The 14,824-nt window shown below is 40.5% G+C and carries 17 protein-coding genes; 7 read left to right on the forward strand and 10 right to left on the reverse strand.

The window, feature by feature from the left end; all coding sequences use genetic code 11:
* Positions 1-137 precede the first annotated feature (137 nt).
* Positions 138-500 (forward strand): thioredoxin, encoded by a 363-nt coding sequence (gene trxA, locus CDC33_RS08015; protein WP_109008038.1) that lies wholly within the window; start codon positions 138-140, stop codon positions 498-500.
* A 153-nt stretch (positions 501-653) separates the two neighbouring features.
* Here trxA and CDC33_RS08020 read toward each other — a convergent pair whose 3' ends face one another.
* The 4 genes from CDC33_RS08020 to CDC33_RS08035 form a co-directional block, all read right to left on the reverse strand.
* Complete coding sequence (locus tag CDC33_RS08020; RefSeq protein WP_109008039.1) at positions 654-1,178, reverse strand: dihydrofolate reductase family protein; 525 nt, start codon at positions 1,176-1,178, stop codon at positions 654-656.
* A gap of 35 nt (positions 1,179-1,213) precedes the next feature.
* Positions 1,214-1,468: a TIGR03643 family protein gene (locus CDC33_RS08025; protein WP_100899538.1), complete on the reverse strand. Its 255-nt coding sequence runs from the start codon at positions 1,466-1,468 to the stop codon at positions 1,214-1,216.
* Between the two features lie 51 nt (positions 1,469-1,519).
* Positions 1,520-3,310, reverse strand: a complete 1,791-nt coding sequence (locus CDC33_RS08030) for an ABC transporter ATP-binding protein (protein ID WP_109008040.1) — start codon at positions 3,308-3,310, stop codon at positions 1,520-1,522.
* A gap of 93 nt (positions 3,311-3,403) precedes the next feature.
* On the reverse strand, positions 3,404-5,191 hold the full coding sequence (locus CDC33_RS08035) for an ABC transporter ATP-binding protein (RefSeq protein WP_109008041.1): 1,788 nt from the start codon (positions 5,189-5,191) through the stop codon (positions 3,404-3,406).
* A gap of 205 nt (positions 5,192-5,396) precedes the next feature.
* Here CDC33_RS08035 and CDC33_RS08040 point away from each other — a divergent pair, with 205 nt between their 5' ends.
* A complete protein-coding gene (locus CDC33_RS08040) occupies positions 5,397-6,458 on the forward strand; it encodes an L-histidine N(alpha)-methyltransferase (protein WP_181374208.1) in 1,062 nt (353 codons plus the stop codon).
* 70 nt (positions 6,459-6,528) lie between these two features.
* Here the strand turns inward: CDC33_RS08040 and CDC33_RS08045 are convergent, their stop codons facing one another.
* Positions 6,529-6,741 (reverse strand): type II toxin-antitoxin system HicB family antitoxin, encoded by a 213-nt coding sequence (locus CDC33_RS08045; RefSeq protein ID WP_109008042.1) that lies wholly within the window; start codon positions 6,739-6,741, stop codon positions 6,529-6,531.
* Positions 6,725-6,991: a type II toxin-antitoxin system HicA family toxin gene (locus CDC33_RS08050; RefSeq protein WP_109008043.1), complete on the reverse strand. Its 267-nt coding sequence runs from the start codon at positions 6,989-6,991 to the stop codon at positions 6,725-6,727. Before CDC33_RS08050 ends, CDC33_RS08045 begins: the two co-directional genes overlap by 17 nt.
* 195 nt (positions 6,992-7,186) lie before the next feature.
* On the opposite strand from CDC33_RS08050, the gene CDC33_RS08055 reads away from it, so the two are divergent.
* Both CDC33_RS08055 and CDC33_RS08060 read left to right on the forward strand, forming a co-directional pair.
* Positions 7,187-7,957 carry a pentapeptide repeat-containing protein gene (locus CDC33_RS08055; RefSeq protein WP_109008044.1) on the forward strand — a complete coding sequence of 257 codons (771 nt, stop codon included), beginning with the start codon at positions 7,187-7,189 and terminating at the stop codon, positions 7,955-7,957.
* Positions 7,958-7,972: 15 nt separating this feature from the next.
* Positions 7,973-8,596 carry a TenA family protein gene (locus tag CDC33_RS08060; protein WP_109008045.1) on the forward strand — a complete coding sequence of 208 codons (624 nt, stop codon included), beginning with the start codon at positions 7,973-7,975 and terminating at the stop codon, positions 8,594-8,596.
* 96 nt (positions 8,597-8,692) lie between these two features.
* Here the strand turns inward: CDC33_RS08060 and CDC33_RS08065 are convergent, their stop codons facing one another.
* From CDC33_RS08065 to CDC33_RS08080, 4 genes are all read right to left on the reverse strand, one after another.
* Positions 8,693-9,133 (reverse strand): hypothetical protein, encoded by a 441-nt coding sequence (locus tag CDC33_RS08065; protein ID WP_109012493.1) that lies wholly within the window; start codon positions 9,131-9,133, stop codon positions 8,693-8,695.
* Between the two features lie 68 nt (positions 9,134-9,201).
* On the reverse strand, positions 9,202-9,891 hold the full coding sequence (locus tag CDC33_RS08070; RefSeq protein ID WP_181373934.1) for a hypothetical protein: 690 nt from the start codon (positions 9,889-9,891) through the stop codon (positions 9,202-9,204).
* 92 nt (positions 9,892-9,983) lie between these two features.
* Positions 9,984-10,712: a Uma2 family endonuclease gene (locus CDC33_RS08075; protein ID WP_109008047.1), complete on the reverse strand. Its 729-nt coding sequence runs from the start codon at positions 10,710-10,712 to the stop codon at positions 9,984-9,986.
* Between the two features lie 22 nt (positions 10,713-10,734).
* A complete protein-coding gene (locus CDC33_RS08080; RefSeq protein ID WP_109008048.1) occupies positions 10,735-11,379 on the reverse strand; it encodes a restriction endonuclease subunit R in 645 nt (214 codons plus the stop codon).
* Positions 11,380-11,611: 232 nt separating this feature from the next.
* On the opposite strand from CDC33_RS08080, the gene acs reads away from it, so the two are divergent.
* The 3 genes from acs to CDC33_RS08095 all read left to right on the forward strand — a co-directional run bounded on the left by acs (position 11,612) and on the right by CDC33_RS08095 (position 14,684).
* On the forward strand, positions 11,612-13,585 hold the full coding sequence (acs, locus tag CDC33_RS08085) for an acetate--CoA ligase (protein ID WP_109008049.1): 1,974 nt from the start codon (positions 11,612-11,614) through the stop codon (positions 13,583-13,585).
* A 126-nt stretch (positions 13,586-13,711) separates the two neighbouring features.
* A complete protein-coding gene (locus CDC33_RS08090) occupies positions 13,712-14,197 on the forward strand; it encodes a DUF4365 domain-containing protein (protein WP_109008050.1) in 486 nt (161 codons plus the stop codon).
* A 4-nt stretch (positions 14,198-14,201) separates the two neighbouring features.
* A complete protein-coding gene (locus CDC33_RS08095; RefSeq protein ID WP_109008051.1) occupies positions 14,202-14,684 on the forward strand; it encodes a DUF4365 domain-containing protein in 483 nt (160 codons plus the stop codon).
* The last annotated feature ends 140 nt before the right edge of the window (positions 14,685-14,824 follow it).

Genomic DNA, 14,824 nt, shown 5'->3' on the forward strand with positions numbered 1-14,824 from the left:
TACTAAGCAAAAGTTATCTGTGGGGGTGTGGGGGTTCACCAATGTAGGTGACTGGTGAATCTGACAGGCAGAAGGGAGTATAGTTTGTATAGTTAGCTTTTTGCTGAAATTTTAGTTTGACACTAAAGGATTAAAAAATGTCTACAGATACTCACATAGTTGCTTACGTTCAAGAAAGCGAATTTGATACTGTTTTAACTGAAAGTGAAGAGAAAGTTGTTGTCGTTGATTTTACTGCTACTTGGTGTGGCCCCTGTCGCTTGGTCAGTCCGTTAATGGATCAACTTGCTGAAGAATACAAAGGTCGCGCCAAAGTCGTTAAGGTAGATGTTGACAGCAACAAGCCAATTTTCAAAAGATTCGGTCTTCGCAGTATTCCAGCAGTTTTAATTTTTAAAGATGGTGATTTAGCAGAAACTATCGTAGGAGTTTCGCCTTACGAGCAGTTTAGCGAAGCTGTTCAGAAGCTTCTTGAGGTTGTTTCAACCACTGATTCGTAATCCATAATTAATAAGGGTTTATACCCGATGCCTAATAACGGCAATGACGTTTTAGGTGGTGTTTAAATTCTACGAAGTTCCGAGCCTTGGAAGCCGACCCTCGGACTTCTCACTACTTGAACCATGATTATCAATTATAAATTTTTAACCGTTTTATTTTCGCCTATAATGTGCTTGAACTAAGCCAGTAGAATATTGTTTTGAGCTAATTAGCTCCAATTTTTCTTCAGGGCTTGGCGGTGGGAAAAGGCGTATACCGCCACCTAAGATAATTGGAATAGTTGAAATAATATATTCATCAATCAGGCTGTGCTGGAGAAACGAATTGATTAATTCCCCGCCACCAACTAACCAGATGTTTTGATAACCTTGAGCTTCTATATTTGCTAAGGCTAACTCCACTGTATCAGAAATAAATGTAACGTCTTCACGATCAGATTGAAGGGGGCGCTGAGTGAAAACGAAGGATTTTTTTTCTGGATAAGGCCATTCATCAAAACTAAGCCCTACTTGATATGTATTGCTACCTAACACGATCGCATCAATCGATTCGTAGAAATCAGTGTAACCATAGTCTTCACCTTCTGTATCAAGGAATGAGAGCCAATCAATTCCGCCATCACTGCGAGCGATGTAGCCATCCAAACTAGCTGCAATGTATAGTGTAACTTTCGTCATTGTGCTTCTGAATTTGGTAGTTTTCACCCAATTCCTTACGTTTTTTGATTATGCGATTTAAAGCGACCTGCAATAAATTCTCGCTTAGATAAATGTTTTGTACCACGTTTGGTAACTCGTTCTCGCCACATCTGGAAACTAGATTCTTTCATTTCGCGCCTCATTAGAGCGATTACCTGTTTCTCCAGCAGCCCAAACTGAGCCTCAATGGCATCAAAAGATGTTCTATCTTCCCATGCCATTTCAATGATGCGATCGATGGTTTGTGAATCAAGGTCAGGTAGCTTCATTATTTTGCTGGTAATTGATAAATTCGAGCTATATATATTCTACTTTTCGTTTTAAATAACCGTTGTGTCTGCTGCACCCAGTTGCAGGGCATAAAGGTTGGCATACACACCTTGCTGATTGATCAGTTCGGCGTGAGTACCCTGCTCTACAATTTCTCCCTGCTGAATTACTAATACCCGATCTGCCTGGGTAACTGTACTGAGGCGGTGGGCAATTACGAAGCTGGTACGACCTTGCAGCAAACGAGCGATCGCAATTTGTACTAGCGCTTCTGTACGCGTGTCAATGCTGCTGGTTGCTTCATCAAGAATCAGAATTCGGGGGTTAATTAACACCGCACGGGCAATACTGATTAGTTGTCGCTGTCCTTGGCTCAAGGGCGCTCCCCGTTCACCCAATTGAGTTGTATAGCCTTGTGGTAGTGAAGTAATGAACTCATGCACATTTGCTAACTGTGCAGCCGCTTCGATATCAGCTTGGGTAGCATGGGCAGAGCCAAAGGCAATGTTTTCGGCTACAGTGCCACTGAATAGAATATTGTCTTGCAGTACGATACCTATTTGACGGCGTAGACTTGCTTGAGTAACGCTACGCACATCAATATCATCAATTTTCACTGCACCACCAGATACATCGTAGAAACGCAAAATCAAGTTAATGATCGTAGTTTTTCCCGAACCGGTTGGCCCTACTAACGCAATCATTTGCCCTGGATAGGCGTGCAAATTCACTCCTTTGAGAACCAGTTGATCTGGGTTGTAGCCAAACTTGACATTATCAAATGTCACTTCACCTTGAATAGGCGGCATTTCTGTAGCATCGGGTGCGTCTTTGAGTTGTGAGGGTTCATCTAGCAATAGAAAGATTCGCTCTAATCCGGCGAAGGCAGATTGAGCTTGGGTGTAAAACTGGCTGAGAATTTGGATCGGGCGAAAGAACTGCTGAACGTAAAGTAAAAAGGCAGTCACCACACCCACTGTTGCAGCTCCGGTGACTGCGAGATAGCCGCCATAAGCCAGCACACCTGCCGTTGCTAGGGTATTGAGAAAATCAATGGAGGGCAAAAAGGCCGAAGTAATTGCTACAGCCTCGACGTTAGCATCACGATTGGCAGCGTTAAGAACGTCGAACTCTTGAATATTCATCTGTACACGATTAAATGCCTGTGCTTCTCTGACGCTGCCAATATCTTCTTCTAACTTGGCGGAAAGCTCCCCAATAGTTTGTCGGGTAACGCGAAACCTAGCTCTTGCCCAACGGGCAAATAAGCTTGTGGTAAAAATCATCAGTGGTACAACCAGATTGCTCAACAAACCAAGTTGCAGGTTAATTGAGAGCATTGCAATGATGATGCCTACCAAACTAAAAGTGTTACCTAGCATTTGGGCGATCGTCAGTCCAAATGCCTGATTTACAGTATTAACATCATTCAGTAGACGGCTCATTAAATCGCCTGCTTCGCTGCGATCAAAAAAGCTGAGTGGTAGACTTTGGATTTTAGTAAAAATATCTTGCCTTAGTTGAGCCAGCAATCGCTGCATAATCCAACCGACTCGAATAATTTGACCCCGGATTGCTAATACGCCAAGTCCGTAGTTTAGCGCTAGTAGTCCTAATAAGAGTAGTAGTCCTTGCAAATTTCCTTGTGCAATTAGGTGATCAATCGACCAACCAAGAAAAAACGGCCCTATTGCTTGGGTTACAGCACCAATAAATACTAATGTCAGGGCAATGGGAATTTCTTTGCGATAAAGTAGCAGGTATTGCAAAAAGCGCCGTAGGGTGGAGAGTTGTTTACTCGCTTGATCGTCAGATGCAACAACGGGAACTGTGCCTCTCATAGCAATTTTGGATTTTAGATTTTGGATTTTGGATTAAAAGTCTTTGTCTTAATTACAAGGCTGTGATAAAAATCTTACGCAAGACTATTTATTTTAGTTTGGTATCATTTTTTCTTTCGCCTTTACTTGAGATTCCAAAATCACACCGTAGAGGGGGCTGGTTTGCATCAATTCCTCGTGTGTGCCTTGTGCTACTAATCGTCCTTTATCCATGAGAAAAATGCGATCGGCATTCTTGACGGTGCTGATGCGTTGAGCTACTACAAAAGTTGTACAAGCTTTTTGGCGCATTAAGTCATCTAGTTCGGCTTGAATCTGAGCAGCAGTTTTGGCATCTATAGCCGAGGTGCTATCGTCCAAAATCAGAATGCTGTAATCGGTTAGTAAGGTACGAGCGATCGCAATTCGTTGTTTTTGTCCACCAGACAAGCCTACGCCCCGTTCACCTACAATCGTCTCGTAGCCATCGGGTAAACTACTGATAAAATCGTGCATTTGGGCAGTTTTGGCAACCTCAATCACCTCATCTAGAGTTGCATCGGGTTTTGCGTAGGCAATATTTTCGCGGATTGTGCCAGAGAAGAGGGTGGTTTCCTGAAATACAATCCCAATATGCGATCTGAGGCTTTTGAGAGTAAAACTTTTGACATCTCGTCCGTCAATGCGAACTGCTCCCCCTGTGACATCATAAAAGCGGGGAATTAAGTTCATAATTGTGCTTTTCCCGGAACCAGTCATCCCTAGAACGGCGATCAGCTCGTTAGGTTTGGTTTCAAAGGAAACTTTTTTAAGAGTTTCTGCTGTCGCTCCCGGATAGCGGAAGGAAACATTTTCAAAGGTTATTCTACCGCCGCAGGTTTCAAATGGGACAGCACCAGGGCGATCGCGAATTTCTACTTCCGCATCTACAACTTCGTAGACACGTTCGGCGGAAGCAGCTGATTGAGCGATCGCCGGTGCAGCAAATCCAATTAACAAAATCGGTTGCAGAATCAACGCTAGGTAAGAGTTAAACGCCACCAGTTCGCCAATGGAGAATCTACCCCCAATCACCTGCCCTCCCCCATAGGCGAAAACTGCCAATGTTACCAAATTACTCAACAAAAAGAGAAACGGGAAGGTATTGTGGATGGCGCTAATGGTCTTCATGTTTGCCCTGACTAGACCATCATTTAGAGTCGTGTAACGCGACCTTTCGGTTGACTCCCGGACAAACGCTTTCACCACCCGGATTCCTAGCAAGTTCTCTTGCAATACAGCATTGAGGTCGCTCAGTTGCTCTTGTACTTGCCGAAAAAGTTTGTTATTCCGAGTGATAAATTGCGCCATCAACCAACCTTCTAGGGGTACTGCCGTTAGGGTAATTAGTGCTAGTTGCCAGTTCATCAGCAGCAAAACCACTGAAATACTTACCAATGTTACAATTGAACCGACAACCTGAATTAAGCTAGTGCCAACAAAGGTACGGATCTGCTCAATGTCGCTGGTAACACGAGTTAACAGTTGGGAAGTCTGCGCCTGGTCATGATAACTGAAACTGAGATTTTGAATTTTGCTAAAAATTTTGTTTCGCAGGTCATAAGCTACACCCTGAGACGCTGCTTCTGCTAAATAGCTTTGTCCAAAGTTAAATACACCACGAGCGATCGCGGCAAGTACCAGCCAGGCGGCGCTATGTAGCACAATTTGGAGGTTTTTTTGGGTAATGCCCTGATCAATTCCCCACCGAAATAGTTGTGGGGTAACTGCGTTTGCGATCGTCAACAGCAACAGACTCACCAATGCTCCTAGTGAAGTCCATCGGTAAGTGCTTAAACTCTTAAGCACGCGCTGGATTGACTGTATCGACGAAGTTTCCTGGAGTTCTGGTTGCTGAACCACTGGAATTCACCCCTGTATCTTTGGAAAATTATCTCGTATTTTAAGGGTAAAAAACCAATCGACCAGTAGGGAATGTGGGATCTATTTGTGCTTGTAAGTCCAAATTTTGGTTGAAATTTTGGGACAACGGCATGGGAAAATACCTCTTTGGCAAGCATTGCAGCTAATCCATTCAAATACCTTAAAAAACCAAAGAACAAGAATAATGGCTCAAAATTTTCATAGCAATTCCCAACTTTCCTCGAATATGTCAACTGCTATCAATCGCACAGCAAAGCCAAGTTCTGAGTTCTACTCTATTTTTTCGGAAGAAGAAGTTTTAGGGATAATTCATGCATTAGAGGTCAGACGAGAAATACCTCTCAAGTATTCTTATAAAGGTAGAGGAGCAAAAATCTGGGACAATTTTTATCGAAAATATGTTATTCCAACATGGTATCGAACATCAAATGTAGAAATTGAGCTTTTAAAGGAAAATTTTAAATACTTGAATGACAATATTCAGAATGGCAAAAAAGTCAATATTGTAGACGTTGGTGCAGGAAACTCATATCCAGTTAAAAATTTTATTAAAAAACTTAATTTCCAAGGAAAAGTTAATAAATATATAGCTTTAGATATTAGTGAAGAATTACTTAATTTATCCAAGAATAATTTTACAAAATGGTTTCCTCTTGTCAAGTTTATCAGTTCTACAATTGACATAGAAAATAGTTGTGTGCCAAAAACTTTATTCCAAAATCAAACTAACATTGAAATTGACGACACAGCAAAAATATTTTTCCATTTAGGTGTTACCATCGGTAATCATCAAAATAGAGATGAGGTACTAAAAAACTTTAGAGATAGTATGGGAAAAAATGATTTTCTGGTGTTTACCAATGAAATTGGTTCAAACTCTAAATGGGATGGAAACGTCAGAGGTGGCTGCAAGTATCATGTAGAAGAAATATATGGATGGGTTAAAAGCAAGATTGGGATTAAATCTGAAGATTGTGAATTGATCAGAAAGTATGATTTAAAAACAGATAGTATAGTTGCTAATATGAAATTTCACCATAATTACACTCTAAATTTCAGTCGGATGGGGATAGATAAAAAGATTGAAATATCTGAAGGTGAAGAAATTACTATTTGGCGACATCATAAGTATGAAATCCCTAAACTTTTGCAAGAACTAGAACGTTCTGGATTACAACTTATTCACTATAGTATTGACAAATATAAATCACATATTATGGTGATTTGTCAGGTTGCCAATAGCTAACATTTTCAATTATGGCGTTAAATATTTCTGATGATGCTAAAAAATCAGCTTTACTTGCCTTATGTATCAATTAAATGTACATTAAACGCGGTCTAACTTGAGGAACTGGCCGCCCTAAATCCTTAGCCGTTTCTATCCATTCCTGCATCACTAATTCTACATTATGCAGGGCTTCTTGATAAGTATCACCGTCAGCAGCACAGCCTGTTAATTCTGGTACTTCAGCAATAAAAGCTTGATCTAATTCACTCCAGTAGAGAATAATTTCATAGCGAAACATCATTTTTACTTCCTAACTTATACTTGACAATTACTGCACGAACTTGTTTAATTTGATAACTTTTGGCTTTTCCCCTCTTATGTTGCAGGTTCAATATTTCCTCAACATCGGGTTTAATAAAAATACGATGATCACCACGAATCCGCTCTTCAAAGCCTAGTCGATATAAAAGTTGCCACAGTTGGGCAAAAGGGATGTCTGTATCAGAAGTCCCAGAGAGGATCTTTTCTAAGATTTTGTCTTGCTGACTCACGTTTTTATGGCTGTCTTAATGCTTCTATAGTCTCATATTTATTTAGAATCAGGGTATACGTGAGTGTTTACTCAAATTTACAAGTGATGTAGGCAACTACAGAGGGCAAACTGTTCAGATTGCTCATATCATAATGCTGAGGTATAAATCTATCTCAGTTAATGTTAAATATTGAGTTATAAATATTACACACAGATGAAGAAGCAAATTCTAGCCATAGCTGCCTTTTTAACCCCCATTAGTTTGGCAACAACCGTACAAGCAGCAAATTCTGAACACGTTAAACAGTTATTGGCAACCAAGCAATGTCAAAACTGTGATTTGACTAATGCAGGTTTAGTGATGGCTGACTTATCTGGAGCCAATTTGAGCGGTGCTAATCTTACAGGTGCTAACCTCAGTCGGGCAAACTTGAGTGGCGCAGATTTACGGGGTGCTAACTTGAGCGGTGCGAGTTTGTTTGGTGTTAACCTGAGCGAGGCTAAATTCCGTGGGGCAAATTTAGGGGGTGCTGATTTGAGAAATACTTATTTAGCAAATGCAGAACTAACTGGTGCTTACTTGAATGGTGCTAACTTTCAAGGTGCAGTTGGGATACCATTACAAATTGCTTCACCAGAAGAATTTTATGCTTGGGGTGTAGCAGAAGGGCAAAAAGGCAACCAACAGCAAGCAATCAGTTATTTTAATCAAGCGATCGCTATTAAACCAGAATTTGCGGGTGCTTATTTAGCTCGCGGTATCGCCCGTTACCAAATACTAGATAGACAAGGTGCATTTCAAGATGCCCAAGTTGCTGAAAAGTTGTTTACATCCCAAAGCAATACCCCTGGAACCCAAACAGCTCAAGCTTTTATAAAAGAACTGCAAACACCCGTAAATGAGAAGGTAAGTGCTGGTAAACCCAGTTTTGTTGATTTTTTGGGAAGTCTTGGTTCAGTTTTGCTCCAGTTCTTCCCTTTTTAAAGGGGATAATAACAAATGACTTTATCTCAGGAATTATGGGCAGCAAATCAAGACTTAGCCCAAGTTTGTCTAGAGCATCCTTTCGTTCAAGGCATTGGCGATGGTACTCTTGAGCAAGCTAAATTTGCTTACTACGTAGGGCAAGATGCTTTTTTCTTAGAAGCTTTTGCCCGTGCGTATAGTATAGCCGCAGCTAAAGCACCAGACTGGTTAGGTTTCACCACATTTCATAACTTAGCTAGTGGAGTTTTAGAAGAACTGCGGCTGCATATTGGTTATGCTTCCCAGTGGGGAGTGAATTTGCATTCTGTAGAACCTGCATCTGCTACCCGTCGCTATACTGACTTTTTGTTAGCAACTGCTTGGGGTGGAGATGTGGGTTTAACTGCTGCGGCGATGTCTCCCTGTATGCGTTTGTATGCCTTTTTAGGAGAAAAGTTAGCTACTAACGGCATTCCTAATCATCAATATGCAGACTGGATTCGTACTTACAGCAGCACAGATTTTCAACCACTAACACAACAATTAGAAAATTTGGTTGACAATTATGCCGCTACCAGTTCCGTTGTGCATTCAACTTATCGTTATGCGATGTTTTGCGAACGCGACTTTTTTCAGGCTGCGTGGATTTTGGAGTAAGGTAGCACAGCTAGCTATGCTAACCCATGAACTTAACGAATAATAGCACCAAAATAAAACTTCAAAATTTACTCTATCACTACGCAACTAAAAATTTCACAAAATCTCTGCCAACTTTACCACCAGACTATTTACTAAATCCAAAAACCTAATGTCATCTGTATCAATGCTATTTCCTTCACCAGCTAACAGATTTTTTACAGCAGATAACCTGTCATTGGTTTCATAAATTCTCCAAGATTCATCTAAGTTTACTGCAAAATCAAACAGCGATCGCTCTCCTAAATGCTGTCTTACTTTCACAGCTACACTATCATTACTTACCAAGAATTCCTTAATAGTATCTAATTGAAAATTACCTAATATTTCGTCATGTCCCCAGCTTTCTAGCCAGTCTCCCTCTACATCTTCAACGTAAATATTGACAAAATCAACCCCATAAGTTAGCCAGTTTTGCTGCATTTGTCGCGCCGTTGCTAAAGCTTCAGCAAATGTATCTACTTGATTGTTGCAGTGAGTCTCTCTTTTGTTAGCCATAAAAGCTCTAATTAGCACGTAAGTATATAGGCTAGAACACAAACCCGAAATATCAAATTCCTGAAAATTCACGAAAATTTTAAATATTTGCCACCAGAAAGGTAATCACTGTTATACAGGGCCACGTTAACTAACTGGTTGACAAAATTAGCATCCTTGGGATTGTAACTTAAGAACAGCCCCCTCTCGATTTCCCACGATCGCAGTGTATTTTGCCAAGCTTCGTACTTTTGATGATTAAGTTCTTCACTAACACTGGTAATTTGAATGCACAGTGGTTGATTGTTACGACTAACAATTAAATCCGTTGCCATTGAAAGGTCGGCTATATAACGCTGCCAAAAGCTACCTTCTCGCTGAACAATATCTTGGGCTATTGATTTAATGATATCATCATCCACCTGATTAAATTCGCCTGCCATTAATTTTTGCTTCCAAATATAAAACTTGGAGTCACTTGCATTAAACCATCTGGGAAATAAATAACCATACCAATATCTCTCAAGCGGCGTCATCAGATCGAACTTTGCTTTTTGTTCTTCTTCTGAAGGTAAGGATTTGATTATCAGCCAAATTGTCGAATCCGTAATTACCTCTAGTAAAAAGGCTGTGACAAAGGGTTTTGCAGTCAGGGAACCTGGTTTGATGTCTTTTATCCAACGATTGATTTCATCTAATCTTCTCGCTAAATTATGATCTATCGAGGAGGCTTGGAGGGTAAGGGACTTTAGCTGATCCTTAATTTCTTGTGCTTGCAAACGATGCCCTACTTTCAGAAGATTACGCTTTTTTTACACATTGATAACTAGATTTTAACTTGAAAATGTCTTTAATTAATTTCCTGGTGTCATTAAATATTCTCTAGGTTGATGCCCTGTGTACGTAAAACCTCCCGCAGTCGAGCAATTTCTTGCTCTGCTCGTTGGGCGCGTTCTTCTGCCTGTTCGGCACGTAAACGTTCTTGTTCAGCCAATTCTTCTGATGATAGTATCAATTGATTTTCAGTAGTGAAGAATCTTAATTTACCTTCATAAACTCCTAAATAAAGTTCTAACTGCTGACTCCACAAACGTCCATCAGTAGTCACTTGAATTTCTTGATACTTCCCATCAACTAGATGAAACCCTTGAAGTTCCATTGTTACAGGGTCAAACCAGAAATAATCTGGTGTACGGAAGGTATCTTGGTAAACTTGTTTTTTTAAACCTTTATCAACTGCTGTCGTTGAACTTGACAAAATCTCCACAATCACATTTGGATATTTGCCGTCTTCTTGCCAAACTACCCAACTCTTACGGTCTTTTTTCTGGGTTCCCAAAACTACAAAGAAGTCTGGGCCACGAAAATATTCTGATTTTTTCTGGTTAGGACTGTAGTAAATCGTCAAATTGCCAGAAGCATAAAAATCTTGCCTATCTCGCCACCATAATTTGAGGATGCGAATCAGCAAATCGATTTGGTCGCGGTGTAGATCGCTTTCCAAGGGTGGTTCGTCACTCAGTATATCACCAGGAGGAAAAATAACTTCGTCTTCTGAAATACTATCAGAGATGATTTCTAGAGTAGCAGGTTCAGACATCAGCGATCGCTCCGCGATTTATTTACTGAAAATTTGGTAACTGACAAATAGCTTTGAAAACTTGCAATAACTCAATTGCATCTAGAGATTGACTCAAATTTAATAATGGCATTAACTCATAAGTTGACTGGTTATCATGTCTTAGATAAACAAATTGATAAAGCTGTCCATTACTTACCAAACCCCAAACTGATGGTTGTTGCTCTAAACTTTTAAAAGCATAAGTTAGTAATTGAGGTAAACCTTCAATCACATTGACCGAACTATTTTTTGTTTCAATCACTAGAACCCAAAATGGCGGTGCAATATTACTTTGAGGATTGTTGATTGCTAAAATATCCATCCGTCCGGTAATTCTTTTGTCTTCATCTTCAACTGCGATCGCAATGCTATCTTCCATTGTCAACCGAATCGGCACATCGTAAAATCCTGCTAATCGCATTAAAGGTGCGAGCGTTAAGAATTTAACTAAACCTTCAGAAATTTTCCTAGCGCTTAAATAGCGATCAAAGTCGTTTCTGATTTTTAATAAATCCTGCTGTTCAAACTCAGATAGTGGTTCTAGACTTAAAAAGTCTACGAATGAAGCATTAGAAAGCTTTTCTAGTTTGAGAAACCGATGAACATCGTTGAGAGATAAGCTGCTAGCTTCGACGGTAAGCGTCATAATTTCAGGCGTTGTTTGTCAAGACTACTTATATTTTGCAACATTGGCGCTAGATAGGTTGTAATGTAACCTCTTTACATTTCTTGATCGCTTGCTTTTGCTAGATGAAAATAAATGTAAACTAAATAACTCGGCAATTTCTACCCAGCTTAACGAAAATCTAAACATTGTCTAGCACAACTGGGCTAAGAATGGTTTTTAGTAACAATAGCGATCGCACTCATAACTAACCATGTCTCAACCAACTATAGAATCAATCCTCCAAGAGAATCGCCTATTTCACCCTGCCTCGGAATTCTCGCAGAATGCCCATATCAAAAGCCTGGAAGACTATCAGCGCCTCTACGATAAAGCCAAAGCCGATCCGCAGCAATTTTGGGCAGATTTGGCTGGAACAGAATTAGAATGGTTCCAAAAATGGGATACAGTATTAGATTGGCAACCACCTTTTGCTAAGTGGTTTGTTGGCGGTAAGATGAATATTTCTTACAACTGCCTTGACAGACATCTTACTACCTGGCGCAAAAATAAAGCAGCATTGATTTGGGAAGGAGAACCAGGTGATTCGCGTACCCTAACTTACGCCCAACTGCACCGGGAAGTTTGCCAGTTTGCCAATGTATTGAAGCAACTGGGCGTAAAAAAAGGCGATCGCGTTGGTATTTATATGCCAATGATTCCCGAAGCTGCGATCGCTATGTTAGCCTGTGCCAGAATTGGCGCACCCCACGGCGTAGTATTTGGTGGTTTTAGTGCCGAAGCTTTGCGCGATCGCTTAATTGATGCTAAAGCTAAAGTGGTAATCACGGCTGATGGTGGTTGGCGCAAAGATGCGATCGTTCCTCTCAAAGAACAGGTAGACAAAGCCTTAGCTGATGGTGCTGTTCCCAGCGTTGAAAATGTCCTCGTTGTCAAGCGCACTGGGCAAGAAACCTATATGCAGTTGGGCGGACGCGATCATTGGTGGCATGATTTACAAAAAGGTGTATCAGCAGATTGTCCCGCCGAACCAATGGACAGTGAAGATATGCTGTTTGTCCTCTACACTTCCGGCAGCACCGGCAAACCGAAGGGCGTTGTGCATACAACTGCTGGTTATAATTTGTATACGCATATCACTACCAAGTGGATCTTTGACCTCCAAGACACAGATGTATATTGGTGTACCGCCGATGTAGGTTGGATTACAGGACACAGCTACATTGTTTACGGCCCCCTTTCCAACGGTGCAACCACGGTGATGTATGAAGGTGCGCCCCGTGCTTCTAATCCTGGTTGTTTCTGGGATGTAATTGAAAAATACGGCGTTAATATTTTTTATACTGCACCTACAGCAATTCGGGCATTTATAAAGATGGGCGAACAACATCCAAATGCGCGAAACTTGTCTTCGTTGCGTTTGCTGGGAAGCGTTGGCGAACCAATTAACCCAGAAGCTTGGATGTGGTATCACAAAGTAATTGGTGGCGATCGCTGTCCAATTGTTGATACTTGGTGGCAAACAGAAACCGGCGGTATCATGATTACACCGCTACCAGGGGCAATTCCCACTAAACCCGGATCTGCAACTCTTCCCTTCCCAGGAATTATTGCAGATGTTGTAGATTTGGAAGGAAACACCGTAGCCAATAACGAAGGCGGTTATCTAGCAGTGCGCCATCCTTGGCCAGGAATGATGCGGACAGTCTACGGCGATCCAGAACGCTTCCGCCGCACCTACTGGGAACACATTCCACCCAAGGATGGTAACTATACTTACTTTGCTGGTGATGGCGCAAGACAAGATGAAGACGGTTACTTTTGGGTAATGGGTCGTGTGGATGACGTACTGAATGTATCAGGACACCGACTCGGTACAATGGAAGTAGAATCAGCCTTAGTTTCGCACCCAGCAGTTGCAGAAGCGGCGGTAGTGGGTAAACCTGATGAACTTAAAGGTGAAGAAGTAGTTGCTTTTGTGACTTTAGAAGGCACTTATCAGGCAAGTGAGGAACTGAGTAAAGAACTCAAACTGCACGTTGTCAAAGAAATTGGTGCGATCGCGCGTCCCGGAGAAATTCGCTTTACCGATGCTTTACCGAAAACGCGATCAGGTAAGATTATGCGGCGCTTGCTGCGGAATCTAGCCGCCGGACAAGAGGTATCTGGGGATACTTCGACATTAGAAGATAAAAGCGTGTTAGATAAATTGCGAGAAGGCACATAAGTAATGCAAATTTCTCAAAATAGGAGTCTGTTAACAACAAACTAACATAAAGCAATTCTTAATAATATAGGGTAGGCAAAACAGCCTGCCCTTTGCTATACAGGCTCAATTAAAATAGGTCTATAAATGAGAGATGCATTAGGGCAAAGAGGCGAAGCAATCTTTACAGTATTAATGACGGAATTTCACTCTCATGCTGGCCCTATTTTCAAGCCGCAGTTTTTAGGAGACAAATGGCAATATGTTGATTTTATTGTAGAGTTGGTAGGGTCTGGTAAATCTGTTCCTTATTTCTTTGTACAAGTTAAAACAACAAGAGAAGGTTATACTAAAAAATATAATCGATTAAAAGTGAAAGTACGACAAGAAAATGTAATTGGTTTAGCATCTTATCCAGCACCAACTTATATAGTAGGTATTGATGAAATTCAAGAGGTAGGTTACATGGTTTCTGCAAATGGTGAAAGTCTTAAGTCTATGTCAAGCCTTTCTACCCAATTTAAAATTATCAAACAAAATAGAGAACTGCTATGGCAGGAAGTTGATGATTTTTGGAGCAGATACCATACTAATCACTTAGTTTCCAAATTTACCGATCGAGACTGGAGATAAAACAATGAAAACCACAGCACCTTGGTATATTGAAAGACGGGCAGAATCTCTTGCCATTGTTTACTTAACTCGTCGTGATGACTTGATTATTTCTCAGCCAACACCAAATCAAGGATTAGACTTTTTAATCACAATTACCAAAGATGGAGTTTATACTGGAAGACTTTTTGGTATTGAAGTAAAAGCAACAGATTCTACATCTAATTTAAAGAAGCATAATGATATTTTAAAGCTAGACAAAAATAGGTTGAGTAGACTAGAAAAATTTAAAGATTTACCATTTCCCGTTTGCTTATTTTTCTTTATTTTAGAAAACGATCAAGGTTATTATAAATGGATTTTAGAACCTAAAATAGATGAAAAAAAGCAATTTAAATTGCACTTTAACGAAGATGATGAACTGAAAAACCTTGATGACAAAGAAATAGCTAATATTATTTCAAGTATAAATAGTTGGTACGATCATAGAAATAGGATTACTATTTGATTTTTGAACGAAATTAAGTATTGTAGAGTGTGTTAGAACGGAGTTCGTAACGCACTATGAACACGAGTTTGATGCCGTACTCTCTGTGCTAACACATCCTACGTATATTTTCATAAATCAAACCGGATTCCTAAATAATA

The sequence above is a fragment of the Nostoc commune NIES-4072 genome (genome assembly GCF_003113895.1).
GTDB classification, from domain to species: domain Bacteria; phylum Cyanobacteriota; class Cyanobacteriia; order Cyanobacteriales; family Nostocaceae; genus Nostoc; species Nostoc commune.

What these genes read in the sequence shown, in the direction of transcription:
- trxA (WP_109008038.1), top strand. Translation starts at nt 138, where the DNA reads ATGTCTACAGATACTCACATAGTTGCTTACGTTCAAGAAAGCGAATTT.
- CDC33_RS08020 (WP_109008039.1), bottom strand. Translation starts at nt 1,178, where the DNA reads ATGACGAAAGTTACACTATACATTGCAGCTAGTTTGGATGGCTACATC.
- CDC33_RS08025 (WP_100899538.1), bottom strand. Translation starts at nt 1,468, where the DNA reads ATGAAGCTACCTGACCTTGATTCACAAACCATCGATCGCATCATTGAA.
- CDC33_RS08030 (WP_109008040.1), bottom strand. Translation starts at nt 3,310, where the DNA reads ATGAGAGGCACAGTTCCCGTTGTTGCATCTGACGATCAAGCGAGTAAA.
- CDC33_RS08040 (WP_181374208.1), top strand. Translation starts at nt 5,397, where the DNA reads ATGGCTCAAAATTTTCATAGCAATTCCCAACTTTCCTCGAATATGTCA.
- CDC33_RS08045 (WP_109008042.1), bottom strand. Translation starts at nt 6,741, where the DNA reads ATGATGTTTCGCTATGAAATTATTCTCTACTGGAGTGAATTAGATCAA.
- CDC33_RS08055 (WP_109008044.1), top strand. Translation starts at nt 7,187, where the DNA reads ATGAAGAAGCAAATTCTAGCCATAGCTGCCTTTTTAACCCCCATTAGT.
- CDC33_RS08060 (WP_109008045.1), top strand. Translation starts at nt 7,973, where the DNA reads ATGACTTTATCTCAGGAATTATGGGCAGCAAATCAAGACTTAGCCCAA.
- CDC33_RS08065 (WP_109012493.1), bottom strand. Translation starts at nt 9,133, where the DNA reads ATGGCTAACAAAAGAGAGACTCACTGCAACAATCAAGTAGATACATTT.
- CDC33_RS08075 (WP_109008047.1), bottom strand. Translation starts at nt 10,712, where the DNA reads ATGTCTGAACCTGCTACTCTAGAAATCATCTCTGATAGTATTTCAGAA.
- CDC33_RS08080 (WP_109008048.1), bottom strand. Translation starts at nt 11,379, where the DNA reads ATGACGCTTACCGTCGAAGCTAGCAGCTTATCTCTCAACGATGTTCAT.
- acs (WP_109008049.1), top strand. Translation starts at nt 11,612, where the DNA reads ATGTCTCAACCAACTATAGAATCAATCCTCCAAGAGAATCGCCTATTT.
- CDC33_RS08090 (WP_109008050.1), top strand. Translation starts at nt 13,712, where the DNA reads ATGAGAGATGCATTAGGGCAAAGAGGCGAAGCAATCTTTACAGTATTA.
- CDC33_RS08095 (WP_109008051.1), top strand. Translation starts at nt 14,202, where the DNA reads ATGAAAACCACAGCACCTTGGTATATTGAAAGACGGGCAGAATCTCTT.